The 25,036-nt window shown below is 68.4% G+C and carries 26 protein-coding genes, 1 pseudogene and 1 riboswitch; of the genes and pseudogenes, 12 read left to right on the top strand and 15 right to left on the bottom strand.

Annotation, left to right across the window (positions count from 1 at the left end; genetic code table 11):
- The first annotated feature begins 45 nt into the window (after nt 1-45).
- The 3 genes from V4U86_RS21150 to yhjD are packed head-to-tail and all read left to right on the top strand — an operon-like array spanning nt 46 to nt 2,558.
- A complete protein-coding gene (locus V4U86_RS21150; RefSeq protein WP_395312142.1) occupies nt 46-441 on the top strand; it encodes a MarR family winged helix-turn-helix transcriptional regulator in 396 nt (131 codons plus the stop codon).
- Nucleotides 442-465: 24 nt separating this feature from the next.
- On the top strand, nt 466-1,482 hold the full coding sequence (gene trpS, locus V4U86_RS21145) for a tryptophan--tRNA ligase (RefSeq protein WP_395307875.1): 1,017 nt from the start codon (nt 466-468) through the stop codon (nt 1,480-1,482).
- Between the two features lie 20 nt (nt 1,483-1,502).
- Complete coding sequence (yhjD, locus tag V4U86_RS21140; RefSeq protein ID WP_395307874.1) at nt 1,503-2,558, top strand: inner membrane protein YhjD; 1,056 nt, start codon at nt 1,503-1,505, stop codon at nt 2,556-2,558.
- Between the two features lie 19 nt (nt 2,559-2,577).
- Here the strand turns inward: yhjD and V4U86_RS21135 are convergent, their stop codons facing one another.
- Nucleotides 2,578-2,895, bottom strand: a complete 318-nt coding sequence (locus V4U86_RS21135; RefSeq protein ID WP_395307873.1) for a DMT family transporter — start codon at nt 2,893-2,895, stop codon at nt 2,578-2,580.
- Nucleotides 2,896-2,906: 11 nt separating this feature from the next.
- A riboswitch (guanidine-III (ykkC-III) riboswitch) is annotated at nt 2,907-2,971 on the bottom strand.
- A gap of 30 nt (nt 2,972-3,001) precedes the next feature.
- Between V4U86_RS21135 and V4U86_RS21130 the strand changes: the two genes are divergently transcribed.
- Nucleotides 3,002-3,850 carry a nitronate monooxygenase gene (locus V4U86_RS21130; protein ID WP_395307872.1) on the top strand — a complete coding sequence of 283 codons (849 nt, stop codon included), beginning with the start codon at nt 3,002-3,004 and terminating at the stop codon, nt 3,848-3,850.
- 3 nt (nt 3,851-3,853) lie between these two features.
- Here V4U86_RS21130 and V4U86_RS21125 read toward each other — a convergent pair whose 3' ends face one another.
- The 5 genes from V4U86_RS21125 to V4U86_RS21105 form a co-directional block, all read right to left on the bottom strand.
- The gene (locus V4U86_RS21125; RefSeq protein WP_395307871.1) at nt 3,854-5,056 is read right to left on the bottom strand and encodes a D-alanyl-D-alanine carboxypeptidase family protein; all 1,203 of its coding nucleotides are present in this window, start codon (nt 5,054-5,056) and stop codon (nt 3,854-3,856) included.
- A 143-nt stretch (nt 5,057-5,199) separates the two neighbouring features.
- Complete coding sequence (locus V4U86_RS21120; RefSeq protein WP_395307870.1) at nt 5,200-6,528, bottom strand: hypothetical protein; 1,329 nt, start codon at nt 6,526-6,528, stop codon at nt 5,200-5,202.
- 527 nt (nt 6,529-7,055) lie between these two features.
- Nucleotides 7,056-7,595 carry a MarR family winged helix-turn-helix transcriptional regulator gene (locus V4U86_RS21115; protein WP_395307869.1) on the bottom strand — a complete coding sequence of 180 codons (540 nt, stop codon included), beginning with the start codon at nt 7,593-7,595 and terminating at the stop codon, nt 7,056-7,058.
- A gap of 105 nt (nt 7,596-7,700) precedes the next feature.
- Nucleotides 7,701-9,089: an aspartate aminotransferase family protein gene (locus V4U86_RS21110; RefSeq protein WP_395307868.1), complete on the bottom strand. Its 1,389-nt coding sequence runs from the start codon at nt 9,087-9,089 to the stop codon at nt 7,701-7,703.
- Nucleotides 9,086-9,607, bottom strand: coding sequence for an Lrp/AsnC family transcriptional regulator (locus tag V4U86_RS21105; RefSeq protein WP_057166871.1), 522 nt, complete (start codon nt 9,605-9,607; stop codon nt 9,086-9,088). Before V4U86_RS21105 ends, V4U86_RS21110 begins: the two co-directional genes overlap by 4 nt.
- Nucleotides 9,608-9,701: 94 nt before the next feature.
- Between V4U86_RS21105 and V4U86_RS21100 the strand changes: the two genes are divergently transcribed.
- Nucleotides 9,702-11,192: a gamma-aminobutyraldehyde dehydrogenase gene (locus V4U86_RS21100; protein WP_395307867.1), complete on the top strand. Its 1,491-nt coding sequence runs from the start codon at nt 9,702-9,704 to the stop codon at nt 11,190-11,192.
- Between the two features lie 36 nt (nt 11,193-11,228).
- Nucleotides 11,229-12,137, top strand: a complete 909-nt coding sequence (locus V4U86_RS21095; protein ID WP_395307866.1) for a sigma-70 family RNA polymerase sigma factor — start codon at nt 11,229-11,231, stop codon at nt 12,135-12,137.
- Here the strand turns inward: V4U86_RS21095 and V4U86_RS21090 are convergent.
- Nucleotides 12,134-12,724, bottom strand: a pseudogene (locus tag V4U86_RS21090) (carboxymuconolactone decarboxylase family protein); the annotation flags it as partial. The gene V4U86_RS21095 and the pseudogene V4U86_RS21090 sit on opposite strands and share 4 nt — an antisense overlap.
- Before the next feature lie 63 nt (nt 12,725-12,787).
- Between V4U86_RS21090 and V4U86_RS21085 the strand changes: the two are divergent.
- Nucleotides 12,788-13,894: an AI-2E family transporter gene (locus V4U86_RS21085; protein ID WP_395307865.1), complete on the top strand. Its 1,107-nt coding sequence runs from the start codon at nt 12,788-12,790 to the stop codon at nt 13,892-13,894.
- 103 nt (nt 13,895-13,997) lie between these two features.
- On the top strand, nt 13,998-14,858 hold the full coding sequence (locus tag V4U86_RS21080) for an endonuclease domain-containing protein (protein ID WP_395307864.1): 861 nt from the start codon (nt 13,998-14,000) through the stop codon (nt 14,856-14,858).
- Between the two features lie 76 nt (nt 14,859-14,934).
- On the opposite strand, the gene V4U86_RS21075 is transcribed toward V4U86_RS21080, so the two are convergent.
- Genes V4U86_RS21075 through sdhC form a run of 4 tightly spaced genes read right to left on the bottom strand, consistent with a single transcriptional unit; the run spans nt 14,935 to nt 18,421 of the window.
- Nucleotides 14,935-15,717 (bottom strand): succinate dehydrogenase iron-sulfur subunit, encoded by a 783-nt coding sequence (locus tag V4U86_RS21075; RefSeq protein WP_395307863.1) that lies wholly within the window; start codon nt 15,715-15,717, stop codon nt 14,935-14,937.
- A gap of 2 nt (nt 15,718-15,719) precedes the next feature.
- Entirely contained in the window at nt 15,720-17,474 is a 1,755-nt protein-coding gene (sdhA, locus tag V4U86_RS21070) for a succinate dehydrogenase flavoprotein subunit (protein WP_395307862.1), read from the bottom strand.
- Between the two features lie 45 nt (nt 17,475-17,519).
- Nucleotides 17,520-17,996, bottom strand: coding sequence for a succinate dehydrogenase hydrophobic membrane anchor subunit (locus V4U86_RS21065; protein WP_395307861.1), 477 nt, complete (start codon nt 17,994-17,996; stop codon nt 17,520-17,522).
- A complete protein-coding gene (gene sdhC, locus V4U86_RS21060) occupies nt 17,993-18,421 on the bottom strand; it encodes a succinate dehydrogenase, cytochrome b556 subunit (protein WP_395307860.1) in 429 nt (142 codons plus the stop codon). Before sdhC ends, V4U86_RS21065 begins: the two co-directional genes overlap by 4 nt.
- Nucleotides 18,422-18,635: 214 nt before the next feature.
- Between sdhC and V4U86_RS21055 the strand changes: the two genes are divergently transcribed.
- The 3 genes from V4U86_RS21055 (at nt 18,636) to V4U86_RS21045 (ending at nt 21,491) form a co-directional block, all read left to right on the top strand.
- Complete coding sequence (locus V4U86_RS21055) at nt 18,636-19,046, top strand: cytidine deaminase (RefSeq protein ID WP_395307859.1); 411 nt, start codon at nt 18,636-18,638, stop codon at nt 19,044-19,046.
- The gene (locus V4U86_RS21050) at nt 19,043-20,317 is read left to right on the top strand and encodes a thymidine phosphorylase (protein ID WP_395307858.1); all 1,275 of its coding nucleotides are present in this window, start codon (nt 19,043-19,045) and stop codon (nt 20,315-20,317) included. The genes V4U86_RS21055 and V4U86_RS21050 overlap by 4 nt, the downstream gene beginning before the upstream one ends.
- A gap of 85 nt (nt 20,318-20,402) precedes the next feature.
- A complete protein-coding gene (locus V4U86_RS21045) occupies nt 20,403-21,491 on the top strand; it encodes an adenosine deaminase (protein ID WP_395307857.1) in 1,089 nt (362 codons plus the stop codon).
- A gap of 45 nt (nt 21,492-21,536) precedes the next feature.
- Here the strand turns inward: V4U86_RS21045 and satS are convergent, their stop codons facing one another.
- The 4 genes from satS to V4U86_RS21025 are packed head-to-tail and all read right to left on the bottom strand — an operon-like array spanning nt 21,537 to nt 24,322.
- The gene (satS, locus tag V4U86_RS21040) at nt 21,537-22,796 is read right to left on the bottom strand and encodes a protein export chaperone SatS (RefSeq protein ID WP_395307856.1); all 1,260 of its coding nucleotides are present in this window, start codon (nt 22,794-22,796) and stop codon (nt 21,537-21,539) included.
- A 19-nt stretch (nt 22,797-22,815) separates the two neighbouring features.
- Nucleotides 22,816-22,977, bottom strand: coding sequence for a hypothetical protein (locus V4U86_RS21035; protein WP_395307855.1), 162 nt, complete (start codon nt 22,975-22,977; stop codon nt 22,816-22,818).
- Nucleotides 22,974-24,020: a C40 family peptidase gene (locus V4U86_RS21030; RefSeq protein ID WP_395307854.1), complete on the bottom strand. Its 1,047-nt coding sequence runs from the start codon at nt 24,018-24,020 to the stop codon at nt 22,974-22,976. The genes V4U86_RS21035 and V4U86_RS21030 overlap by 4 nt, the downstream gene beginning before the upstream one ends.
- 2 nt (nt 24,021-24,022) lie before the next feature.
- Nucleotides 24,023-24,322, bottom strand: coding sequence for a hypothetical protein (locus V4U86_RS21025; RefSeq protein WP_395307853.1), 300 nt, complete (start codon nt 24,320-24,322; stop codon nt 24,023-24,025).
- Between the two features lie 78 nt (nt 24,323-24,400).
- On the opposite strand from V4U86_RS21025, the gene upp reads away from it, so the two are divergent.
- Nucleotides 24,401-25,024 carry a uracil phosphoribosyltransferase gene (upp, locus tag V4U86_RS21020; RefSeq protein ID WP_395307852.1) on the top strand — a complete coding sequence of 208 codons (624 nt, stop codon included), beginning with the start codon at nt 24,401-24,403 and terminating at the stop codon, nt 25,022-25,024.
- The last annotated feature ends 12 nt before the right edge of the window (nt 25,025-25,036 follow it).

The raw sequence follows: 25,036 nt of genomic DNA, 5'->3' as shown, positions 1-25,036 counted from the left end.
AACGCTTAGCATGTGGCGGTGCCGCGACGTCCCGACCTGGCGGCCATGCTCGCCCCGTTGTTGCGCGACATGGCCGCCGCCGAACTGCCCGTGCTGGAGGCGCACGACCTCACCATGTGGGGTTACGTGGTGCTCTGCGCGTTGGACGGTGGGCCGGTCCGCACCCAGGCCGCCCTGGCCGAGGCGATCGGTGCCGACAAGACGCGCATCATCCGCACCCTCGATGACCTGCAGGACCGCGGCTACATCGAGCGTCAGGTCGATCCCGAGGACCGCCGGGTCCGCCTGCTGGCGATCACCGCCGACGGGCAGAAGGTCAAGGATGCCGCTCAGGCCGAGATCCAGCGCGGTGAGGAACGCTGGCTGGGTGTGCTGACCGCCGACGAGCGGCGCACCTTCCTTCGCGTACTCGGCCTGCTGACCCGCGCGGAAACCGAATGACGGCAGTGCGAAAATCGAGGGACCATGAGCGTCCCCTCCAAGAGCGTCGTCTTCTCCGGCGCACAGCCAACCTCGGATTCCCTGCACCTCGGTAACGCGCTCGGTGCCGTCAATCAGTGGGTCAGCCTGCAGAACGACTACGACGCCTTCTTCTGCGTCGTCGACCTGCACGCCATCACCGTCCCGCAGGACCCCGAGGTGCTGCGTAAACGCACCCTGGTGACCGCCGCGCAGTACCTCGCCCTGGGTGTCGACCCGGCCAAGGCGACGGTGTTCGTGCAGAGCCACGTGCCTGCGCACACCCAACTGGCCTGGGTGCTGGGTTGTTTCGCGGGGTTCGGGCAGGCCTCGCGGATGACGCAGTTCAAGGACAAGTCGCAGAAGCAGGGCGCCGAGGCGACGACGGTCGGCCTGTTCACCTACCCGGTGCTGATGGCCGCCGACATCCTGCTCTACGACACCGATCTCGTCCCGGTGGGTGAGGACCAGCGTCAGCACCTCGAGCTCGCCCGGGATCTGGCCGAGCGGATCAACTCCCGCTTCCCGGACACCTTCGTGGTGCCCGAGGCGATCATCCCCAAGGCCACCGCCAAGATCTTCGACCTGCAGGAGCCGACGGCCAAGATGAGCAAGTCGGCGGCCACCGACGCCGGGTTGATCAGCCTGCTCGACGACCCCAAGAAGACGGCCAAGAAGATCCGGTCGGCGGTCACCGACAGCGAGCGCGAGATCCGCTTCGACCGCGAGGCCAAGCCGGGCGTGTCCAATCTGCTGACCATCCAGTCCGCGGTCACCGGCACCGATATCGACACCCTGGTGGCCGGGTACGCCGGGCGTGGGTACGGCGATCTCAAGACCGAAACCGCGGACGCCGTGGTCGAATTCGTCACCCCCATCAAGGCGCGCGTCGACGAGTTGCTCGCCGACCCGACCGAACTGCAGGCGGTGCTGGCAAAGGGCGCCGCGCGGGCCGACGAGGTCGCTTCGGTGACCCTGCAACGGGTATATGACCGCATGGGATTCTTGCCGCCGACGCTCTGACCGCCCGGAAAGGGGTGCCCATGGTCGACCGCGAAGCGGTGTCGACAGCTCAGTCCGATCCGGACAAGCCCGGTGTGATGGAGCGGTTGCGCAACCGTTTCGGATGGCTCGACCGGACCATGCGTGCCCAGGAACGCTATAACGACAGCAAGGGCGACTTCTACGCCGCCGGCATCACCTACTTCACCATCTTCGCGTTGTTCCCGCTGCTCATGGTCGGTTTCTCGGTCGGCGGGTTCGTGCTGGCCAACCAACCCGATCTGATGACCGAGGTGGAGGACCGGATCCGGTCCGCCGTCTCCGGGGATCTCGGTGCCCAGTTGGTGGAACTGATGGACTCGGCGATCTCCTCCCGCGGCACCGTCGGTGTGATCGGTCTGGCCACCGCGGCGTGGGCCGGCCTCGGTTGGATGGCCAACCTGCGCGAGGCGCTGAGTCAGATGTGGGAGCAGCGGCACGAGCCCAAGGGCTTCGTGGCCACCAAGGTGAGCGACCTGCTGGCGTTGGTGTCCGCGTTCGTGGCGATGACGCTGACCATCGGCCTGACCGCGCTGAGCAAACAGTCCACGATGACGACGGTGCTGGATTGGCTCGGGCTTCCCGACGCCCCCGGGCTGAGCATCGGGCTGCAGATCGCGTCCTGGGCGACGTCGCTGCTGATCTCCTGGATGCTGTTCACCTGGATCATCGCCCGGCTGCCCCGGGAGTCGGTGAGCTTCCGCAGTTCGCTGCGGGCGGGCCTGCTCGCCGCGGTCGGATTCGAGATCTTCAAGCAGGTGGCCTCGATCTACCTACAGTCGGTGCTCACCGGTCCGGCCGGTGCGACGTTCGGGCCGGTGCTGGGTCTGATGGTGTTCGCCTACATCACCGCACGGCTGATCCTGTTCGCCACCGCCTGGGCGGCCACGTCCCCGGAGAACCTGGCCGCCATGCCGATCGATCCGCCAGGACCGGTCCGGATCAGTCCCCGGGTCCAGGTCCGCGACGGCGTCGGGATGTCCGGGGCGGTCGCGGGTTTCGCGGCCGGGGCCATCGGTGCGTTCGGTCTGTCCAGGATGCTGCGGTCCCGTCGCTGACGGCGTCTGGGCTCGATCTCTAATGCGCGATCAGCTTCAGACCCACCACGCAGACGACGATGCCGAGCAGCAGCAGGATCTTGACCAGCGAGACCCCCTCGGAGCCGGTGGCCATCGCGTAGGCCACCGTGAGTGAGGCACCGATGCCGACCCAGACGGCGTAGCTGGTGCCGACCGGTAGCGTGCGCATCGCATAGGCCAGCCCGATCATCGACAGCACCACCGTGACGCCGAAGACCACCGACGGGCCCAGCTTGCTGAAGCCCTCCGACTTGCCCAGTGCGGTCGCCCAGACGGCCTCCAACACGCCTGAGATGACCAGAACCAACCACGCCACGACGCACCTCCAAGGCGCCGTCTTGTCGCTGGCCGGGTACGGTGCCGCCTCGTCCGGTGTCACATGGTGACAATCCGACCGTAGCAAAGCGGTAGCGTCGGTGGCCATGTGGTTGTCGACACCATGGTGCGCAGAGATCGGTATCCGAGTTCCGGTGGTGAACGCCCCGATGGGCGGGGCAGCGGGAGGACGGCTGGCCGCGGCGGTGTCCCGGGCCGGCGGGCTCGGCATGATCGGGATGGGCAGCGCCGCCACCGCCGACGCGCTGCGCGGTGAACTGGCCGAACTGGGGGATCGGGCGGGCGTTTTCGGTATCGGCCTGGTGCACTGGGTGATGGCCGAGCGGCCGGAGCTTCTCGATGTCGCCCTGGCCGCCCGGCCGAGCCTGCTCAGCGTGAGTTTCGGTGACGAGTGGAGCTGGGTGACGCGGGCGCATGAGGTCGGGGTGCGGGTGGCCACCCAGGTGCCCGACATCGAGAGTGCGCGCCGCGCAGCCGACGCCGGGGTCGATGTCGTGGTGGCCCGTGGAGCCGAGGGCGGCGGCCACGGCAGGCCCGCGATGGGCACCCTGGCCCTGCTGGCCGGGGTGCTCGATGCGGTGGACGTGCCGGTGCTGGCCGCCGGCGCGGTCACCTCGGCGCGTGCGCTGGCCGCGGTGCTGGCGGCCGGCGCGTCCGGGGCGTGGGTGGGTACCGCCTTCGCCGCGTGCACCGAGGCGCTGACCACCGGTGACGCCCGCGCCGAACTGATGGCCGGCACACAGACCGAGCTGACCTCCGAGCACGACATCGCGGCCGGATACCGTTGGCCGGCCGACATTCCGGAGCGGGTGCTGCGCGGGTCCCCGGTCAATGCCGGCGAGGGGGTCGGCCAGTTACGCAGGCAGGCCGACGCGGCCGATGTCGTCGCGGAGCTGTGCTCGGGCGCAGCGGCGCTGTTGCGGCGCTGGGCCTGAATGTCAGTGCTGGGGGCGCCGATTCATCGACCGCGCCGCCATGATGAGCGCGAAGACGATGATGACACCGACGAACGCGACACCGATGCGGACCGGCAGCGCATCGGCGCTCGGCAGCGCGGTCGCCGCCACTGCGGTCGGGTCCGGGGCCGCCTTGGGTTCCGGCGCGACCAGCGTCGGGTCGGGGTCGACCAGGGTGCCGATCTTGGTGCCCGGTGCGGTGGCGAAGCCGTAGTCGAGTAGCCGGGCGGCCTGCTCCCACGGAGCGATCGGCACCCGGGTGCCCTTGAGTAACACCGCGACCAGACGACGACCGTCGCGTTCGGCGGCGCCGACGAAGGTCTGCCCGGCATCGTCGGTGTAGCCGGTCTTGCCGCCGAGCGCACCCGGGTAGTTGGCGAGCAGCTTGTTGTCGTTCTCCAGGTCGTAGGTCGGCCACTTGTATGTCTGGGTCGCCACGATCTTGGCGAAAGTCTCGTTCTGCCAAGCAAATCGGTAGAACAGCCCGATGTCGTAGGCCGAGGTGCTCATGCCGGGCCCGTCCAGGCCCGACGGGGTGGCGGCCCGGGTGTCACGGGCCCCCAGCTTGCGGGCGAGATTGTTGATCTTCTGCAGCGCGGTGTCCATCCCGCCGAGCTGGGCGGCCAGTGCGTGGGCAGCGTCGTTGCCGGAGACCATCAGCAGGCCGTGCAGCAGATCGCTGACGGTGTAGCGCTCGCCGTTCTTGACTCCGACGCTGCTGCCCTCGGCATGTTCGTCGGCTTCACTGCCGGTGACCATGCGATTGATCGGCAGTTCCTGGATCGACTGCATCGCGGTCAGCACCTTGATGACGCTGGCGGGACGGTGGCGCCCGTGCGGGTCCTTGGCGGCGATCACTTCACCGGTGTCGATGTCTGCCACCAACCACGCCTCGGCGGACACATCGCCGGGCACCGGTGGGGTATCGGGCGCCGTGATGAGGCCGCACCCGCTCATGGCCTCGCCGCCCGGCGGGGTCGCGGGTACCGGCAGTGGCTGCGGCGGTGGCCCGGCCTTGGGGACCTCCGAATCGTCCACCGCGGGTGGTGTCACCACCCGGTACGGGCAGGGGTCGGGACCCGGGTCGGCTCCGGCCGACGGCGCAGCGACCAGCGTTGTGCCGGTCAGCATCAGGGCCGCGGTGAGGGTGCACGCCAGTCGGCGCAACCAGAGGTGGGAAGCCATCGTGATTGCAGATTAGGAGAAGGCAACCCAAAATCCAGCGTGCCACGCTGTGGCTGATGTGACTTGTGTGATTGGTGTGGCGAGGCCGGGACGGCAGCCGGCCCTCCCGCAGGACGCGGGAGGGCCGGCCGGGTTCCTAGGGATTACTCCTCGCCGCCGGAGGGGCCGGAGCTGTCGGCACCGCTCGACGAGTTGTCCGACGTGTCGTCGGTGCTGTCGTCGTCGGCTGCGTCGTCGTCACCGGCATTGCCGGCGTCTCCGCCCGTGCTCGACGACGTCGACTCCGAACCGGTCGCAGGTGCACCGGCATCGGCGTCTTCGGCCTCGTCGTCGGAGGTCAGCTCGTCGACCGCCTCCTCCTCGGATGCGACGTCCTCGTCGTCGATCACCTCGTCCTCGGAGACTTCGTCCTCGGTGACCTCGTCCTCGAGGACTTCGTCGGTGACTTCTTCGACCTCGACGGCGGTCTCGACCGCGCCATCGGGCTCAGGTCCCGCATCGAGGCTGAGGTTGACGGTGACCACGTCAGCCGCGTCGCCGGGCAGGTCGTTCGCCGACGGTGCCGACGCCTCCGCGAACGATCCGGCGGCAACCAGCGCAAGCGGGGCCGGCGGGTGCTGTGGTGTGGCCGGCGCCGGTTCGATCACGTCGGCGATGCCCTTGCGCAGACCGAGCAGCCCGGCGAGCAGACCATTCGGGCCGAGCAGGCCACCGTTGCCGATCATCGGGTTGGAGCTGCCGTTGAGGATGGTGTTGAACATGTCCGAGGGGAAGCTGATGATCGCATTGATCACGGCTTCCAGATTTCGGGTCTTGAGGCCGTCGAAGATTGCCTGGGCGGTCGCACCGATCTGCAGTATCGGTGCCATCAGGTCGGTCAGCAGCGGCAGGCCCACCTGGACCAGGGTCATCGGGCTGACGATCTTGCCGATCACCCGGGAGATGTTCTCGAACGGGTTCTGCAGGATGGCGGTGATCTTGTCCAGTCCCCCGCCCAGCAGCAGCGGGAACATGGCGCCGATGATCGGGCTGAGGGGCACGAGGGCCAGCTCACCGACGCCCTGGAAGATCTGACCGCTGAGGATGGTCCGCACCGCCGCAATGGTTGCCTGCGGCACCTTGGTCAAGCCGGTGATCAGATCCCTGGCGACCGGGACCAGGACGTCCACCAGGGTCGACCCGGCGGCGATCTGATTCCGGATGAACGCCTCCAGGATCGGCGCCGGATCCTGGAAGACCGTGGTCGCCAGCGATCCGACGTTGCCCGCAGTATTGCCGAGGGCCTCGGCCCACAACACGATCGGGTTCACCAGTGCGGCGAGTTCCACCTCGGTCGACGAAATCACCACGGGTGCCGGTGCGGCAACCTGTTGAAGCCCCGGGGTGATGGGTTGGATGGGAGTGAGCGCGATGGCGCCGGCGCCGACGAACGCCACCCCGGCTGTGAGATACGAACGAGCCGATACGTGCATGTTTGTTTCCCCTCGGGTGGAACTGTGATCTTGGACACGGTCAACGTACCTGTGTAAATGCTGATAAAAGGGGCTGTTGGCGAAGCGAAACGGCGGTGCCGAGCGAATCTGCCCGCCAGTTAATTGACTAATTCGTTAAATAGGTAGCTGAGCTGTGACTAGCGCATCACAAAGCGCTTTAGGCAACTGGGTGTTATTTCAGATCGAAAGTAGGCGATCTGTCGATTGCAACCTGTTACAACTGCGTGGTGGGTTTGCTGAGCGACGGCCGATACTTGCTGCGCGGTGCCGACCCGGTTAGCAGGCTTCGCTATTGCCCAACCGATACGAAGACTGCTTGCATGGGCCGAACCGGGCTGCAGCGTTACTGCAGCAACGACCGGCGGGTCGACGCGGGATGCCGGTGGGGGAGGCGGCACCAGGCTCGCAAAAGCGATTGTCCAAGATCACCCCACGCGCAGGGAACCGCCTCCCGCTCGAGACGATAGTGCCTCGCCCGGCACACTTCGCGGGATCGGCCGCGAGCGCTACCGGAGTCGTCTGAGTTCCTCGCTGACCCGGCGGCTGCTGTCGCCGGTGGCGGTCATCTGTCCGCGGGTCAGCGGGTCGAGATAGTACTGGCGGACGATGCCGGCGTACGTCGGCATGGCCGCTCGCAGGCGCTCGCGGCCGGCCCGGGAGATCGTCGCCGTGATGCCGCGATGGTCGCGCTCGCTGGGCCTGCGGGTGAGCAGCCCTTGCGTTTCCAGTCGCTGAGTCTGTTCGGTCACCCGGCTGGGGCGCTCGACGAGTTCGTGCGCCAGCTCGCCCATCCGGCACGATCCGTCCTTGGCGTCGGCCAGGATCGCCAGGAGACGGACGTCCGACAGGCCGAGACCGTGCTCGCTCTGCAACGTGCGCTGCAGCAGCGTCCAGATGCGCGTCGACGCCTCAACGTACTGATCCCAGCACTGCTGTTCGACGTCGTCGAGCCCGGGCAGGAGCCGGCGGAAGCTCCCCCCGGGGGCACCGCGCTCAGCACGGGAGTCGAGGTGAATCCCGTCGGATGGGTCCAGCACGTCGGTCATCGGCGAAAGTGCCCTGTCGGCCGTAGGAATCTGCCCACACTTTGGCACATCACCGACATGAGGTGGGGGCGATTCGGCGGGCGGTTGCGCAGCCGGGGTCGCCGGTCACATCCGGGCGCTGGCCTCCGTCAGCACGTTGCGCAGGATGTCGTAGATGGCATCGAACTCGGCCTGGCCACTGATCAGCGGGGGCGCCAGCTGCACCACCGGGTCGCCGCGGTCGTCGGCGCGGCAGTACAGGCCGGCCTCCCACAGCGCTGGGGTCAGGAAGCCGCGCAGCAGCCGCTCGGATTCCTCGTCGTTGAAGGTCTCCTTGGTCGTCTTGTCCTTGACCAACTCGATCCCGTAGAAGAAACCCTCGCCACGGACGTCGCCCACGATCGGGAGGTCGTACAGCTTCTCCAAGGTGGCCCGGAACGCCGGGGCGTTCTGCTTCACGTGGGCGTTGATGCCCTCGCGTTCGAAGATGTCGAGATTGGCCAGGGCGACCGCCGCCGACACCGGATGCCCGCCGAAGGTGTAACCGTGGCCGAACACGGTCTGCCCGTCGTTGAACGGTTCGAACAACCGGTCGCTGGCGATCATCGCGCCCAGCGGGGAGTAACCGGACGTCAAACCCTTTGCGCTGGTGATGATGTCGGGCACGTAGCCGAAATCGTCACAGGCGAACATCGAGCCGATCCGGCCGTAGGCGCAGATCACCTCGTCGGAGACCAGCAGCACGTCGTATTCGTCGCAGATCTCGCGGACCCGCTCGAAGTATCCGGGCGGGGGCGGGAAGCAGCCGCCGGCGTTCTGCACCGGTTCCAGGAAGACGGCCGCCACGGTCTCGGGTCCCTCGAACTCGATGGCCTCGGCGATCCGGTCCGCGCAGTACTGGCCGAAGGCCTTCTCGTCGTGCGCGAAGGGCTCCGGTGCACGGTAGAAGTTGGTGTTCGGCGCCCGGAAACCGCCCGGGGTCAACGGCTCGAAAGGTGCCTTGAAGGCCGGGATCCCGGTGATCGCCAGCGCACCCTGCGGGGTGCCGTGATAGGCGATGGAACGCGAAACCACCTTGTGCTTACCGGGTTTGCCGGTCAGCTTGAAGTACTGCTTGGCCAGCTTCCAGGCGCTCTCCACGGCCTCGCCGCCGCCGGTGGTGAAGAAGACCCGGTTCAGATCGCCCGGAGCGTAATTCGCCACCCGCTCGGCGAGTTCGATCGCGGTGGGGGTGGCGTAGGACCACAGCGGGAAGAAGGCCAGCTTCTCGGCCTGCTTGGCCGCCGCCGCGGCGAGTTCCTCACGCCCGTGGCCGACCTGGACCACGAACAGCCCGGACAGGCCGTCGATGTAGCTGTTGCCCTTGTCGTCGAAGATCCGGGTGCCCTCGCCGCGGGTGATGATCGGCGGGGTGATGCCGTCGCCGTGCCGGGCGAAGTGTCCCCAGAGATGGCGGTTGGCTTTGGCGGCCAGATCGCTGGTCGCGGTCTGGTCCGTTTCGGAGATGATGGTCATCGGGTTCCCCAATTGTATTGCTGTTTAACAAGTTTGAGATATACGAGGGTTTCGGTTGCTATCACTCCCGGAACAGCGCGGATCTTGGTGTTGAGCAGGTCGAGCAGGTCGCCGTCGTCCTCGCAGACCACCTCGACGATGGCGTCGAAGGTGCCCGCGGTGAGCACCACGTAGTCGACGGATTCCAGGGCGGCGAGCTTCTCGGCGACCTTGGTGGTGTCGCCGGTGCACCGGATGCCGATCATGGCCTGCCGGGCGAAGCCGAGCTGCATCGGGTCGGTGACGGCGACAATCTGCATGACACCGGCATCGACCATCCGCTGCACCCGTTGGCGGACGGCGGCCTCGGACAGCCCGACCGCCTTTCCGATGCCGGCGTAGGACCGCCTGCCGTCCTGCTGCAGTTTCTCGATGATGGCCTTCGAGAGCTCGTCCAGCTGGAAGGCGGCGCCGGGGCGTGAATGGTTGATTCGCAGGGACACGGCGGACGCGCCGGGCTGGGAATCCGGGTTCGACATGTGTTGATTGTGCACGGAATCAGTCGTTCTGAGCAACCATTTGTATGAAATCAGGGGTTTGAGATGCCGTAGATCGGCGGAATGCGTAGCCTTGGTGTCCGTGAGTGCGCAACAACTAGCCAGCAGCTGGATCAACGGTGCGTCGGTGTCGACGACCGGCCGATCGTTCGATGTGATCAACCCCGCCACCGGTGCGGTGGCCGCCACCTACGCGCTGGCGACGCCGGCCGAGGTCGACGCCGCGGTCGCGGCGGCCCGGGCCGCCCAGCCGGGATGGGCGGCCGCGACGCCGGTGGACCGCGCCGCAGTGCTGGCCAAGCTCGCCGAGCTGATGGAAGCCGAGGCCGACACCTTCATCGCCGAGGAGGTCGCGCAGTGCGGTAAGCCGGTGCGCCTGGCCACCGAATTCGACGTTCCGGGCAGCATCGACAACGTGTCCTTCTTCGCCGGCGCGGCGCGCCATCTCGAGGGCAAGGCCACCGCCGAATACTCGGCCGACCACACCTCCAGCATCCGGCGTGAGGCCGTCGGCGTCGTCGCGACCATCACCCCGTGGAACTACCCGCTGCAGATGGCGGTCTGGAAGGTCATCCCGGCCCTGGCCGCCGGCTGCGCCGTGGTCATCAAACCCGCCGAGATCACCCCGCTGACCACGCTGACATTGGCGCGGGTGGCCAAGGCGGCCGGACTGCCCGACGGTGTACTCAACGTGGTCACCGGCTCGGGTGCCGATGTCGGCACCGCGCTGGCCGGGCACCCGGACGTGGACGTCGTGACCTTCACCGGATCGACCGGGGTCGGCCGCAAGGTGATGGCCGCGGCGGCCGTGCACGGTCACCGCACCCAGCTCGAACTGGGCGGCAAGGCGCCGTTCGTGGTGTTCGACGATGCGGATCTGGACGCCGCCATCCAGGGCGCGGTCGCCGGGGCACTGATCAACTCCGGGCAGGACTGCACGGCGGCCACCCGGGCCATCGTCGCGCGCGACCTGTACGACGATTTCGTCGCCGGGGTCGGTGAGGTGATGGGCAAGATGGTCGTCGGCGATCCCCACGACCCGGACACCGACCTGGGCCCGCTGATCTCCTTCGCGCACCGGGAAAAGGTGGCGGCCATGGTGTCGCGCGCCCCGGATCAGGGCGGGCGCATCGTCACCGGCGGTGTCGCGCCGGATCTGCCGGGTGCGTTCTACCGGCCGACGCTGATCGCCGATGTGTCCGAAACCTCGGAGGTCTACCGCGACGAGATCTTCGGCCCGGTACTCACCGTGCGGGCCTTCACCGACGACGACGACGCGCTGCGCCAGGCCAACGACACCGTCTACGGCCTGGCCGCGTCGGCGTGGACCCGTGACGTATACCGCGCGCAGCGGGCTTCACGTGAGATCGACGCCGGCTGCGTGTGGATCAACGACCACATCCCGATCATCTCCGAGATGCCGCACGGCGGTGTCGGGGCCTCCGGGTTCGGCAAGGACATGAGTGACTACTCGTTCGAGGAGTACCTCACCATCAAGCACGTGATGAGCGACATCACCGGGGTCGCCGAGAAGGAATGGCACCGGACGATTTTCGCGAAGCGCTAGGGCGTGCCGATGTTCGGCGGGTCCTAGACTCGGTCCATGACCGCGAGCGCCCGCGCCGACGAGTTCGAGGCTCTGCGCCCGCACCTGTTGGCCGTCGGCTACCGCCTCACCGGGACCTATGCCGATGCCGAGGACATCGTGCAGGAGGCCTGGCTGCGGTGGCGCGGATCCGGTGACGACATCGCCGATCTGCGGGCCTGGCTGACCACCGTGGTGAGCCGACTGGGCCTGGACCGGCTGCGCTCGGCGGCCCGCCGTCGCGAGACCTACGTGGGGCAGTGGCTGCCCGAACCGGTGGTCACCGGCTTCGACCGGGACGACCCGCTGACCGCCGTCGTCGCCGACGAGGACACCAGGTTCGTCGTCATGGTGCTCCTGGAGCGACTCACCCCGGATCAGCGGGTGGCCTTCGTCCTGCACGACGGGTTCGGAGTGCCGTTCGGCGACATCGCAGGCGTGCTGGGCGTCAGCGCGGCGAGCGCCCGCCAGCTGGCGTCCCGGGCGCGCCGCGCCGTGGACCACGCCCCGCCGCCGGTCGACGACGACAGTCACAACGAGACGGCCGGGCTGCTGATGGCGGCGCTGGCCGACGGGAATATGGACGCCGTCGTCCGGCTGCTGCATCCCGACGTCACGTTCACCGGGGACTCCAACCGCCGGGCCCCGACGGCGGCGCGCGTCATCCGCGGGCCGGACAAGGTGGCGCGTTTCCTGTTCGGGCTGGCCCAGCGGTACGGGCCGAACTGGCTGGCCGGCAGCCAGCTCGCACTGATCAACGGCCAGCTCGGTGTCTACACCCCGGGCGCGCCGGCCGGCGACGGCTACCCGGAGTTGATGCCGCGGATCACCGCGATGACCGTCCGGGACGGAAAGGTTTGTGCGGTATGGGATATCGCCAACCCGGACAAGTTCACCGCATCGCCGCTACGGGCCGGCGGGCACTAGGGCCGGTCGGCCCACGGCACCCGGCAGGCATCCCCGGAGCTGAAACCCTGCTCGGTGATGCCCAGCGCCGAGTACATCCGGGCTCGCATGTTCTCCACACCGATCTGGTAGGTCAGCTCGATCACGCCGTCGTCGCCGAACCGCCGACTCAGATCGTTGACCTGCTCGTCGGTCACGGTGTGCGGGTCGGTGGTCATCGCGTCCGCATACGCGATCGCCGCCCGTTCGTCGGCGCTGAACAACGGCGACGTCGCGTACTGGTCGATGTGCTTGAGCCGGTCGACGTCCAGACCGTCCAGCCGCTGCAGCATGGACCCGAAGTCGACGCACCAGGAGCAGCCGACGGTCCGGGCGGTCCAGAACACCGCGAGCTCGCGGACGCTGGTGGGCAGGGTCTTGGAGCCGGCCTGCAGCAGCATCTCGTGGACGCCGTTGGCCATCAGCAGCCGCGGATGGTGCGCCGCCACCGCGAACGGTTCGGGCACCTCACCGAATCTGCGCTTGGCGAAGCGGTACATCAGCCGGGTCAGCGGCCCGGCCTGCTTGGGGGGTAGCGGGGCGATTCTGGTGGTCATATCGGGTAGACGACGCAGCCCTGTGATGTGTGACAGTTCTCGTTGCATCGACCCAGTTACGGGTAAAGAGGAGGGGTGACTGACGTGCGGCCCAGCCGAGGCGCGATATTCGGCAACCATCTCCGATCGGCGGCAACGGTGTCCGTGCAGTTCATCGCCGTGGCCGCAGCCATCTGGGTGCTGGCCTGGATCCTCGGTGAAGCCTGGGTCATCATCCTGCCCGTGGCGCTGGCCGTCGTGATCTGCACGGTGCTGTGGCCGCCGGTGCGCTGGATGCGCGCCAAGGGCCTGCCACCGGCGGCCGCGGCCCTGGTCATGCTGCTGATCGCGGCCGGGGTGATCGGTGCGCTGATCGCCGCGGTGGCGCCCGCCATCGTCGAGCAGTCGGCGGAACTGGCAGAGCAGGCGTCCGCGGGCGTCGTGCAGGTGCGCGACTGGCTCGACGGCCCGCCGCTGAACATCAGAGAGGCGCAGCTCGACTCGGCGGTCGCCGCGATCACCGACGGACTCAACACCAGCAGCAGCCAGATCGCGTCGGGGGTGTTCACCGGTGTGGGTGCGGCGACGTCGGCGTTGGTGACGGTCTTCACCACCGTCGTGGTGACGTTCTTCCTGCTCAAGGACGGGCCGCGGTTCCTCCCGTGGCTGCGGCGCTCGGTCGGCAGCCCGGCCGCCCCGCACCTGGCCGAGGTGCTGACGCGCATCTGGTCCAGCCTCGGGGGATTCATCCGCACGCAGGCCCTGGTCAGCTTCGTCGACGCCGCCCTCATCGGGATCGGCTTGGTGGTGCTGGGTGTGCCGCTGGCCTTCGCGCTGGCGATCGTCACCTTCATCGGCGGCTTCGTGCCGATCGTCGGCGCGTTCGTCGCGGGTGGCCTGGCGGTGCTGGTCGCGCTGGTCGCCAACGGCCCGGTCACCGCGCTGATCGTGCTGGCGATCATCCTGGCGGTGCAGCAGCTCGAGGGCAACGTGCTGCAGCCGTGGCTGCAGTCGAAGTCGATGGAACTGCACGCCGTGATCGTCCTGCTCGCGGTCACCCTGGGTGCCTCGGCCTTCGGGGTCATCGGCGCGTTCCTGGCGGTGCCGGTGGCGGCGGCACTGGCCGTCGTGCTGCGTTACTACGACGAGCAGGTGCACGCCCTGACCGAGGACCGCGAGGAAGATCGCGAGCCGACCGCCTAGAGCGAGGAGCGTGGCTTGCGGGCGAGATATCGCCGGTTTTCGGTACCGAAGCCAACGCTCGTTTACGTGGAACCGGACGGATCGTCGGTGCGTCTGGAAACGCATGGTGTTTCTGGGCTCCGAGGCGTTGGCCGCAGGCACGGTGAACCGCTACCAACTGCGGACGAGATACGACGCGGTCCACCGCAACGTCTACGTCCCGCGCGGCGCGGTGCTGACCCCGAGAGACAAGGCGGTGGCCGCGTGGCTGTGGTCCGGGCGCCGAGGTGTGGCGGCCGGCTTGTCCGCTGCGGCGCTGCATGGTTCGAAGTGGATCGACGCCAAGTATCCGGCAGAACTCATCCAGGACAGCCGTTCCGGGCCGTCGGGGATCGTCATCCACAGTGACACGCTCGGCCCGGACGAAGTGGCGGTGGTCCGAGGTGTGCCTGCGACGTCGCCAGCGCGTACCGCGTTCGACCTCGGACGGCGAACGGGCAGCGGCGGAGAAGGCCTCGTCCAGGCAGTCATCCGTGTCGACGCGATGCTGCAGGTGACTGCCTTGAAGACGACTGATGTCGAGCCACTTCTGCTGCGTCACAAGGGGGTACGTGGTGTTTGTCAGCTGCGCCGGGTACTCGATCTCGCCGACGACGGGGCCGAGTCGCCCCAGGAGATCCGGCTGCGGCTGGTGTTGACCTGGGCAGGCCTGCGGCCCTCGCATACGCAGATCAACGTCTACGACGGGTACCGCTTGGTGGGCCGTCTCGACATGGGGTATCCGCAATGGAAGGTCGGCGTGCAGTACGACGGTGCGCAGCACTGGGAAGATCCGCGACAGCGGGCCCGCGACATCGAACAGGACGTCGCCTACCGGGACGCCGGTTGGCGCATCGTCCGGGTCGGGGCCGACCTACTCAGGTACCGGCAGGCCACGGTCATTCGGCGGGTGCGGGCCGAGCTCACGGCAGCAGGTGCACCCTAGGCGAAACGAGTGTTGGCTTGTGTTCCAGATCCCGAAGGATCTTGGTGCACAAGCCAACACTCGAAGGCCCAACAGGTCAACGCGCAAACATCAAGGCGCGCTTGACTTCCTGGATCGCCTGGGTCACCTGGATGCCGCGTGGGCAGGCCTCGGTGCAGTTGAAGGTGGTGCGGCAGCGCCACACACCGTCGACCTCGTTGAGGATGTCCAGGCGCTCGGCGGCGCCCTCGTCACGCGAATCGAAGATGAACCGGTGCGCGTTGACGATCGCGGCGGGACCGAAGTAAGACCCCTCGCTCCAGTACACCGGGCACGACGTGGTGCAGCAGGCGCACAGGATGCACTTGGTGGTGTCGTCGTAGCGGGCCCGGTCGGTCGCGCTCTGGATGCGCTCCTTGGTGGGCGCGTTGCCGCTGGTGATCAGGAACGGCTTCACCGCGCGGTAGGCGTCGAAGAACGGCTCCATGTTCACCACGAGATCCTTCTCCACGGGCAGGCCGCGGATCGGCTCGATGGTGATGGTCAGCGCCTTGCTGGCCTTCTTCGGCAGCAGGTCGCGCATCAGCACCTTGCACGCCAGCCGGTTGACACCGTTGATGCGCATGGCGTCCGAGCCGCACACGCCGTGGGCGCAGGACCGCCGGAACGTCAGGGTGCCGTCCAGGTACCACTTCACGTAGTGCAGCAGGTTGAGCAGCCGGTCGCTGGGCAGACACGGCACCCGGAAGCTCTGGTAGCCGGCATCGTCCGGGCGGTCCGGGTTGAAGCGGGCGATCTTCAGGGTGACCATCACCGCGCCATCCGGCACCGGCGGCAGTTCCGGGCCACCGGTCTCGGGCTTCTCCAAAACGCTCGTCATCTCTAGTACTTCCGTTCCATCGGCTCGTACCGGGTCTGGACCACGGGCTTGTAGTCCAGCCGGATATCGCTCAGCAGATCGGTGCCCTCTTTGTAGGCCATCGTGTGACGCATGTAGTTGGTGTCGTCACGGTTGGGGTAGTCCTCGCGTGCGTGCCCGCCGCGGGACTCCTTGCGGTTCAGCGCGCCGACGACGGTGACCTCGGCCAGCTCCAGCAGGAAGCCCAGCTCGATGGCCTCCAGCAGGTCGCTGTTGTAGCGCTTGCCCTTGTCCTGCACCGTGATTCGCGCGTAGCGCTCCTTGAGCGCGTGGATGTCGGTCAGCGCCTGCTTCAACGTCTCCTCGGTGCGGAACACCGCGGCGTTGTTGTCCATCGACTGCTGCAGCTGGGTGCGGATATCCGCGACGCGCTCGTTGCCGTGCTCGGACAGGATGTCGCCGACCCAGTTGACCACCATGCCCGCCGGGTTCTCCGGCAGGTCGACGTGGTTGTGGTTGAGCGCGTACTCGGCGGCCGCGATGCCGGCGCGGCGGCCGAACACGTTGATGTCCAGCAGCGAGTTGGTGCCCAGCCGGTTGGAGCCGTGCACCGACACGCACGCGCATTCGCCCGCCGCGTACAGGCCGGGTACGACGTTGTTGTTGTCGCGCAGCACCTGGCCGTTGACGTTGGTCGGGATGCCGCCCATCACGTAGTGACAGGTCGGGTACACCGGCACCAGCTCGGTCACCGGGTCCACACCCAGGTAGGTACGGGCGAACTCGGTGATGTCGGGCAGCTTGGCTTCCAGCACGTCCTCGCCGAGGTGGCGCACGTCGATGTAGACGTAGTCCTTGTTCGGTCCGGCTCCGCGGCCTTCGAGCACCTCCAGCACCATCGAGCGGGCGACGATGTCGCGCGGGGCCAGGTCGACGATCGTCGGCGCGTAACGCTCCATGAAGCGCTCGCCCTCACCGTTGAGCAGACGACCGCCCTCGCCGCGGACGGCCTCGGAGATCAGGATGCCCAGACCGGCCAGGCCTGTCGGGTGGAACTGGTGGAACTCCATGTCCTCCAAGGGGAGTCCCTTGCGGAAGACGATGCCCAGGCCGTCGCCGGTCAGGGTGTGCGCGTTCGACGTGGTCTTGTACATCCGCCCCGAACCGCCGGTCGCGAAGACGATCGACTTGGCGTGGAAGACGTGGATGTCGCCGGTCGCCAACTCGTAGGCGATGACGCCGGTGGCCACCGGGCCGCCGGGGGTCTCGGTCAGGGTGATGTCGAGCGCGTAGAACTCGTTGAAGAACTGCACGTCGTGCTTGACGCAGTTTTGGTACAGCGTCTGCAGGATCATGTGTCCGGTGCGGTCGGCGGCGTAGCAGGCGCGGCGCACCGGGGCCTTACCGTGATCGCGGGTGTGCCCGCCGAACCGGCGCTGGTCGATGCGGCCCTCGGGGGTGCGGTTGAACGGCATCCCCATCTTCTCGAGGTCATAGACCGCGTCGATGGCCTCTTTGCACATGATCTCGACGGCGTCCTGGTCGGCCAGGTAGTCGCCACCCTTGACGGTGTCGAAGGTGTGCCATTCCCAGTTGTCGTCCTCGACGTTGGCCAGGGCGGCGCACATGCCGCCCTGCGCCGCGCCGGTGTGGGAGCGGGTCGGGTACAGCTTGGTCAGCACCGCGGTGCGAGCCCGCGGACCGGCCTCGACCGCCGCGCGCATGCCCGCGCCGCCGGCGCCGACGATGACGACGTCGTAACGATGTTCCTGAATCATGCTTAGTCCTTTATTTCCCGTCGCTGCGCTCGCCCAGGGTGCCGATCAGATGCTCGCGTCGAACGTGACCAGCACGTAGCTACCCAGTACCAGCGTGAACCCGGTGGCCAGCAGCAGCAGCGAATTCAGATAGAACTTGGTGGTGTTCTTCCGGGCGTAGTCACCGATGATGGTGCGCATCCCGTTGGCGCCGTGGATCATCGCCAGCCACAGCAGCGCCATGTCCCAGATCTGCCAGAACGGCGAGGCCCACCGCTCGGCCACGTAGTTGAAGTCGATCCGGTACACGCCGTCCTGCCACATCAGCATGATGAACAGGTGGCCGAGTGCCAGGAACACCAGTGCCACGCCGGAGAAGCGCATGAAAAGCCAGGCGTACTTCTCGAAGTACGGGATGCCGCGCGGGCGCCGGGGCGCGCGCGGGTGATCCAGGCTTGCCGGGCGGTCGTGTTCCTTTTCCTGCACCGGGGCGATACGCCCCTCCTTGTGATGCGGGGTCCAGGCCCCGGTCGACTCGGTCACAGGAAACGCTCCGCCATGTGCATGCCGATCACTCCCAGGGACGGGATCATCACGACCAGCCAAATGGCGGCGATGACCCACAACATCGTGCGCTGATACTTCGGGCCGTGCTGCCAGAAGTCGATCAGGATGACCCGGATGCCGTTGAGTGCGTGATACAGCACCGCGGCGACCAGGCCGACCTCCATCAGACCGACCAGTGGCGTCTTGTACGTCTCGATGACCGCGTTGTAGGCCTCGGGGCTGACCCGGACCAGCGCAGTGTCGAGCACGTGCACCAACAAGAAGAAAAAGATCGTCGCACCGGTGATCCGGTGTAACACCCAGGACCACATGCCTGGGTCGCCGCGGTACAACGTGCGGCGGCGCGCCGGTTTTGCTCGCGGTGCCGGTATATCGGATTCCGCGGCCGTCGCTGTGCTCATTGAGTCCTCCAACGCCTTCGGTGGACGTCTGGGGGCATGGCTGAAATTCGTCCCCAAACCTCGGGGCGACTCTAATCCCATTTGGGGCCCGTAAAGAACTAGCGTGGGGGCGAAAGCGGCTCCACTACCACAAAGTTAGGGTCACCTACCTTGGTTGCCCGTCTCGGCGGTGGAGCCTTCGGAATGCATTCAGACGGCGGTGGACAGGGGCCCGGTGAACGCTGAAATCGACTGGAAAGCACTGCGTAACAAGGCTATTGAGGCTTCGGTGCAGGCCTATGCGCCGTACTCGGGATTCCCGGTCGGGGCCGCGGCGATTGTCGACGATGACCGGATGATCACCGGATGCAATGTGGAGAATGTCTCATATGGCCTAGGTCTCTGTGCCGAGTGTGCTGTGGTCTGCGCCCTGTATTCCGGCGGTGGTGGCCGGCTGGTGGCGCTCAGTTGCGTCGCCGCCGACGGGGCCCCGCTGATGCCGTGTGGGCGGTGCCGGCAGTTGCTGTGGGAACACGGGGGACCGGGGTTGCTCATCGACCACCCGGACGGGCCGAAACGGTTGGCCGACCTGCTGCCCGACGCGTTCGGCCCGGCCGACCTGGAGCGGGTGGGAGGCGAGCCGTGACTTTCGATGCCCCGTCCGTGATCCGGGCCAAACGCGACGGCGGAGTCCTCGGCGACGATGCCATCGACTGGGTGATCGCCGCCTACACCGACGGCCGGGTCGCCGACGAGCAGATGTCGGCACTGTTGATGGCGATCTTCCTGCGTGGGATGACCGGCTCCGAGATCGCCCGCTGGACGGCGGCGATGATCGCCTCGGGGGAGCGCTTCGACTTCACCGACCTCGGGCGGCCGCTGGTGGACAAGCACTCCACCGGCGGTGTCGGAGACAAGATCACCATCCCGCTGGTGCCGGTCGTGCTGGCCTGCGGCGGTGCGGTGCCCCAAGCGGCCGGGCGTGGGCTCGGCCACACCGGCGGCACGCTGGACAAGTTGGAGGCCATCTCCGGATTCACCGCGGAGTTGTCCAAAGCCCGTATCCGCCAACAACTGTCCGATCTCGGCGCGGCCATCTTCGCCGCCGGGGACCTGGCGCCGGCCGACCGTTTGATCTATGCGCTGCGCGACATCACCGCCACCACCGAGTCGCTGCCGCTGATCGCCAGCTCGGTGATGAGCAAGAAGCTGGCCGAGGGCGCACAGTCGTTGGTCCTCGACGTCAAGGTCGGCAGGGGTGCGTTTCTGAAGACCGAGGCCGAGTCCCGGGAACTGGCCGCCACGATGGTGGCGCTCGGCAACGAGTCCGGGGTGCCGACCCGGGCCCTGCTCACCGACATGAACCGGCCGCTGGGCCGCACGGTCGGCAACGCGGTAGAGGTGGCCGAGTCCCTGGAGGTGCTGGCCGGTGGCGGCCCGGCCGATGTGGTGGAGCTGACGCTGGCGCTGGCCGCCGAGATGCTCGACGCGGCGGGCCTGGATCAGGTGGACCCTGCCGAGACGCTCCGGAACGGCACCGCGATGGACCGGTTCCGGGCGTTGGTCGCCGCGCAGGGCGGCGACCTCACGGTGCCGCTGCCGATCGGCGCGCATACGGAGACGGTCGTGGCCACCGGCAGCGGACGGATGGGCGACATCGACGCGATGGCCGTGGCCATGGCCGCCTGGCGGCTCGGGGCGGGCCGGGCCGCGCCCGGACAGCCGGTGCAGTTCGGTGCCGGGGTGCAGATCCATCGCCGTCCCGGCGAGCCCGTCGCGGCCGGCGACACCCTGTTCACGCTCTACACCGAGACCCCGGACCGGCTGGTCCCGGCGCTGGCCGAACTCGAGGGCGGGTGGACGGTCGGTCCGGCCGCTCCCACGCTGGGCCCGCTGGTCATCGACCGGATCGGTTGACCGGCCGCTGACGACTGACCGAACATTCGGTGCCCGACGCGGCGATATCCGGGACCTGCCCACCGGCGACGGCCAAGATGGGTGGATGAGTACGCCGCTGACGTTGGACCTCATCACCGAAGCGCCCAAGGCGCTGCTGCACGATCACCTCGACGGTGGTCTGCGCCCGGCCACCGTGCTGGAACTGGCCGACGAGGTCGGTTACCAGCATCTGCCCGCCGACAACGTCGACGAGTTGGCCACCTTCTTCCGTACCGCCGCGCACAGCGGTTCACTGGTCCGGTATCTGGAACCGTTCGCGCACACCGTCGGTGTCATGCAGACCGCGGACGCCCTGCACCGGGTGGCGTTCGAGTGCGTCGAGGATCTGGCAGCCGACAACGTCGTCTACGCCGAGGTGCGGTTCGCTCCGGAACTGCACATCGATGGCGGGCTCTCGCTCGACGAGGTCGTCGACGCGGTGTTGGCCGGGTTCGCCGCGGGGGAGCAGGCCGCCGGCGGTGCCGGACGCACGATCGTGGTGCGCTGCCTGGTGACCGCAATGCGCCACGCCGCACGTTCCCGGGAGATCGCCGAGCTGGCGGTGCGTTTCCGCGACCGGGGGGTGGTCGGGTTCGACATCGCCGGCGCCGAAGCCGGGTATCCGCCGAGCCGGCACCTGGACGCGTTCGAGTACATGCGAAGTAACAACGCGCGCTTCACCATCCACGCCGGGGAGGCGTTCGGTCTGCCGTCCATCCACGAGGCGATCGCCTTCTGCGGGGCGGACCGGCTGGGCCACGGGGTGCGCATCGTCGACGACATCGCGGTGGCCGAGGACGGCACCGTGCAGCTCGGCCGGTTGGCGGCGATCCTGCGGGACAAGCGGATTCCGCTGGAACTGTGCCCGAGCTCGAATGTGCAGACCGGCGCGGTGAACAGCATCGCCGAGCATCCGTTCGACCTGCTGGCCCGCTCGAGGTTTCGCGTCACGGTGAACACCGACAACCGGTTGATGAGCGACACCACGATGAGCCAGGAGATGCTGCGCCTGGTCGAGGCGTTCGGCTACGGGTGGAGCGACCTGCTGCGGTTCACCATCAACGCGATGAAGTCGTCGTTCCTCCCGTTCGACGAACGGCTGGCGCTCATCGACGGCGTCATCAAACCCCGGTATGCGGTGCTGATCGGCTGACGGTTTGTGGAGTTTGCGCCGCAAGGAGTCAGGGTGCCGAACGGCTCACTCGTGGCGCAGGCGGGATTCGACGAAGCGCTCCAGCTCTTCCCACTGCTCGACGGCCTCGACCGTCGAACCCTTCGGCTGGGGCTTCTTGGGATCGAGCACGTGCTCGACGAAGGCACCCAGCGGCTGATCGGCGGCCAGGGTCTTCGACACGATCGGGTCCTCGGAGTAGTCGCCGACGTCGCGCAGGAACTCCAGCGCCAGCTCGAGCTGCTCGCGGTCCACCGCCTCGGGGCCGTCGGCGATATCGTCGACCAGCCCGGACAGCACGTAGATGTTCTCCTCGGTCACCTCGACGCGCAGCGAGCCGTCGGTCGCGGCGGTGCGGATGATCTCGTAGGTGCTGAAGCCGGACAGATCGCTCTCGTGCTCGTCGGCCAGGTAGCGGGCCAGGGCACGCTCGGAGTTGAACACGCTGATCCGGCCGTTGCGGCCCAGGAAGCGCGGGTCGTCGCCGACGTAGCAACGCAGCGTGTAGAGGGTGCCGCTGCTGGTCATGACGCGGATCGGATCGATGCCGACCTGTGCCCAGAAGTCCTTGTCCCCGCCGAGCACCTGACGTTCGGCCTCGGCCTCCAGCGCGTCGACCTCCTCCTCGGTGTCGACCTCGCCCTCGATGAACACCTCATCGTCGGCGGTGACGTCGTCGAACTCGGGGGCGGGTTCGGCGAGTTCGGCCTCGGCCTTCTCCGATTCCGCCTTCGGGACCGCCGGGGTGCTCACCAAGCCGTCGAGGGTGTCGACGACGCCGTCCCAGGCACGGCCGATCACCCCTTCGATCTCGGCCCACCGCTTGCGCCCCGCGCGGCCGCTGAATGCCTCGACGCCGCCGCCGATGGTGCCCAGCACCGGGTTGCCGTTGAACATCTTGGTGATGGTGGGCAGATCGCAGACCGAGCCGATGGCCGAGACGATGCCCAGCGCGCCGCGCAGCGTCTTGACGGACTCCTCGGTCGGCTTTTCGGCCACGAGTTCGGGCACCCCGATGAGATCGTGGCGCTGATCCTCGGCCGGATCGAATCGGTGCGCGTTGGCCTGGGTGAGCTTCTCCCACGCGGGATGATCGGTCAGGTCGTTGTCGCTGTCGGTGCGCACGAACGCGGCCAGATCGGCGACCGACTCGAAGGCGAAGATGTCCTCGTCCTTGCCGAGGAATGCCTCCCATTCGTCGCCGGCGTCGCGCCAGCGCGGTGCCCACAGGGTGTACAGGTCGCCATTGGTCAGTCCGATCCGGACCGGCACGATGTCAGCCGCCATGGCGCACAGCGTAACGATGTCAGCCGGGCTGGTCGGAGGGTCGTCCACCGAAATGCTCGCCCAGGGTGTGCGCGCCCGGTGTCTCGACGAGCTCGGTGGCGATCCGATCGAGTGTCTGCGCGTGGTCCCGCGCCCCCGCCAGGGCGTCGTCGACGGTGCGCCGCAGCGCCTCGAACATCATGCGGTGGGCCGCCAGAAACCCTGGAAGCCCTGGCCGGCGTTGGTGGTCCGGATCGCCGACAGCTGGACCGGGTCACCGGCCTCCACCATCAGGCCGTCGCCGACCACCATGGCCACGTGCCCGTCCCATACGGCCAGGTCACCGGGGCGCAGCGCATCGGCGCTCACGGCCGCACCGATGTCCTGCTCCTGGGCGAGCCGGGGGATGTCCAGCCCGGCTTCGCGGTACGCCCACTGGGTCAGGCCGCTGCAGTCCAGGCCGACCCCGGCCGTCGTGCCACCCCACTGGTAGGGCACGCCCAACTGGGTCAGGGCGTGCCGCACGGCGCTGGCCGCGACGGCGTTGGGCGCGGTGGCCGTGTTGCCGTCCGGCAGCGTCACGGCCTCACCGATCCCGAACTGCGCGGCGTCGGGCAGGTCGGCGCGCCCCGCCGCGAACGCCGCGTCGGTGATCTGTGGGATGCCCGCCAGGCTCGGGATATCGCCCCGACCGGTCCACCCCGTCCCGGGCCCGGCGGACGGTGCGCTCATCCCCATCGGGCTCGTCGCGGCCGGGGACGCGGTCACGGCCCGGGCCCCGGCGCCGAGCTCGGTGCGCAACTCCTCGACCAGCCGCAGCGCCTCGGCCACCGCGCGGCGGGCCTCCTCGACGAGTTGTTCGGCCGTGCCGGGACTGTCCAGCCGGGTCTCCAACGCCGCGGCGCGCGCCTCGAAGTCGGCGATCAGGCGTTCCAGGGCAGCGCGCACGTCGGAGACGCTCATCTCCGCACTCGCGGCGGCCTGCCCGAGCGCGGCGATCCGGCCGTGCAGCTCCCCGGCGAGGGCCACGGCCCGCTCCAGACGCTCGGCGGCCGCTGCCGCACCGGCTCCGGCCCAGTCGCCCTCCAGCCGTGCGGCGGTGCCGGCGGCGGCCTGCGCGACGGTGTCCAACCGGTCCTGCAGCGCGGTGAGTGAGGACGCCGGCCCGGCGGCATGGCCGGGACCCAACAGCGCCAGTAACCGGTGCAGCGGCGCGCTGAGCGCCGCGGTGAGGGCACCCGGCACGGTCAGCCGCCGAGCATGGCGATCGAACGGTCGGTCCGGTGCTCGACGTCGGCGTAGGCGGCCGCCGTCCGGACGGCGAGGCCGGCGGCTGCGGCGAGGTCGCCGCCGAGCCGGGCCACCTGAGCGGCGGACTCGTCCAGCGCGGAGGCCAGCGCGGCCAGGAAATCCGCCCCGACAGGTCCGAGGGCGGGCACCCACGGTGCGAGCGCGGCGGGCAGGTCACCGGCGATGCCGTCGAACTCGGTGGCCGATCGGGACAGCTCGGCGCCGGCGACGGTGATGGCAGCGGTATCAGCGAACATGTGGTTATGACGCGCGCCGCGACCGTTCGGTTCCACTGATCTCGCCGCGGCACCCTCGCCCGACTAACCTCTGCGCACATGGATGTACGCGTCGTTGACCACCCCCTGGCCGCTGCACGCCTGACCTCGTTGCGCGATGAGCGCACCGACAACGCGGCCTTCCGCGCGGCATTGCGGGATCTGACGCTGATGCTCATCTATGAGGCGACCCGGGATGCGCCGAGCGAAACCATCCCGGTGCGGACGCCGGTCACCGACACCACCGGTTCGCGGCTGGCCAATCCGCCCCTGCTGGTGCCGGTGCTGCGCGCCGGTCTCGGCATGGTCGATCAGGCGCATGCGCTCATCCCGGAAGCCCAGGTGGGTTTCGTCGGCATGGCCCGTGACGAGGAGACCCATCAGCCGACCCCGTACCTGGCCTCGCTGCCGGAGGACCTGAGCAACCGGGCGGTGTTCGTGCTCGACCCGATGCTCGCCACCGGCGGCTCGATGGCGCACACCATCGGACTTCTCAAGGCCCGCAACGCCGTCGACATCACCGCGGTGTGTGTGGTCTGCGCGCCGGAGGGGATCGCCGCGCTGCGGGCGGCCGCCCCCGACGTGCGGCTGATCACCGCGACCATCGACGAGGGCCTCAACGACATCGCCTACATCGTTCCCGGACTGGGGGACGCGGGCGACCGCCAGTTCGGCCCGCGCTGAGCTGTGCGGCCC

The sequence above is a fragment of the Mycobacterium sp. AMU20-3851 genome (genome assembly GCF_043974665.1).
Taxonomy (GTDB): Bacteria; Actinomycetota; Actinomycetes; order Mycobacteriales; family Mycobacteriaceae; genus Mycobacterium.
The sequence above is the reverse complement of the archived record's forward strand: the minus strand, read 5'-3'. Positions and strand labels throughout refer to the sequence as shown.

What these genes read in the sequence shown, in the direction of transcription:
- V4U86_RS21075 (WP_395307863.1), bottom strand. Translation starts at nt 15,717, where the DNA reads ATGACGAGCGTTTTGGAGAAGCCCGAGACCGGTGGCCCGGAACTGCCG.
- V4U86_RS21045 (WP_395307857.1), top strand. Translation starts at nt 20,403, where the DNA reads ATGAGTACGCCGCTGACGTTGGACCTCATCACCGAAGCGCCCAAGGCG.
- V4U86_RS21120 (WP_395307870.1), bottom strand. Translation starts at nt 6,528, where the DNA reads ATGCACGTATCGGCTCGTTCGTATCTCACAGCCGGGGTGGCGTTCGTC.
- satS (WP_395307856.1), bottom strand. Translation starts at nt 22,796, where the DNA reads ATGGCGGCTGACATCGTGCCGGTCCGGATCGGACTGACCAATGGCGAC.
- sdhA (WP_395307862.1), bottom strand. Translation starts at nt 17,474, where the DNA reads ATGATTCAGGAACATCGTTACGACGTCGTCATCGTCGGCGCCGGCGGC.
- V4U86_RS21105 (WP_057166871.1), bottom strand. Translation starts at nt 9,607, where the DNA reads ATGTCGAACCCGGATTCCCAGCCCGGCGCGTCCGCCGTGTCCCTGCGA.
- V4U86_RS21025 (WP_395307853.1), bottom strand. Translation starts at nt 24,322, where the DNA reads ATGTTCGCTGATACCGCTGCCATCACCGTCGCCGGCGCCGAGCTGTCC.
- V4U86_RS21035 (WP_395307855.1), bottom strand. Translation starts at nt 22,977, where the DNA reads ATGATGTTCGAGGCGCTGCGGCGCACCGTCGACGACGCCCTGGCGGGG.
- yhjD (WP_395307874.1), top strand. Translation starts at nt 1,503, where the DNA reads ATGGTCGACCGCGAAGCGGTGTCGACAGCTCAGTCCGATCCGGACAAG.
- V4U86_RS21080 (WP_395307864.1), top strand. Translation starts at nt 13,998, where the DNA reads ATGGTGTTTCTGGGCTCCGAGGCGTTGGCCGCAGGCACGGTGAACCGC.
- V4U86_RS21095 (WP_395307866.1), top strand. Translation starts at nt 11,229, where the DNA reads ATGACCGCGAGCGCCCGCGCCGACGAGTTCGAGGCTCTGCGCCCGCAC.
- trpS (WP_395307875.1), top strand. Translation starts at nt 466, where the DNA reads ATGAGCGTCCCCTCCAAGAGCGTCGTCTTCTCCGGCGCACAGCCAACC.
- V4U86_RS21150 (WP_395312142.1), top strand. Translation starts at nt 46, where the DNA reads ATGCTCGCCCCGTTGTTGCGCGACATGGCCGCCGCCGAACTGCCCGTG.
- V4U86_RS21115 (WP_395307869.1), bottom strand. Translation starts at nt 7,595, where the DNA reads ATGACCGACGTGCTGGACCCATCCGACGGGATTCACCTCGACTCCCGT.
- sdhC (WP_395307860.1), bottom strand. Translation starts at nt 18,421, where the DNA reads ATGAGCACAGCGACGGCCGCGGAATCCGATATACCGGCACCGCGAGCA.
- V4U86_RS21125 (WP_395307871.1), bottom strand. Translation starts at nt 5,056, where the DNA reads ATGGCTTCCCACCTCTGGTTGCGCCGACTGGCGTGCACCCTCACCGCG.
- V4U86_RS21110 (WP_395307868.1), bottom strand. Translation starts at nt 9,089, where the DNA reads ATGACCATCATCTCCGAAACGGACCAGACCGCGACCAGCGATCTGGCC.
- upp (WP_395307852.1), top strand. Translation starts at nt 24,401, where the DNA reads ATGGATGTACGCGTCGTTGACCACCCCCTGGCCGCTGCACGCCTGACC.
- V4U86_RS21130 (WP_395307872.1), top strand. Translation starts at nt 3,002, where the DNA reads ATGTGGTTGTCGACACCATGGTGCGCAGAGATCGGTATCCGAGTTCCG.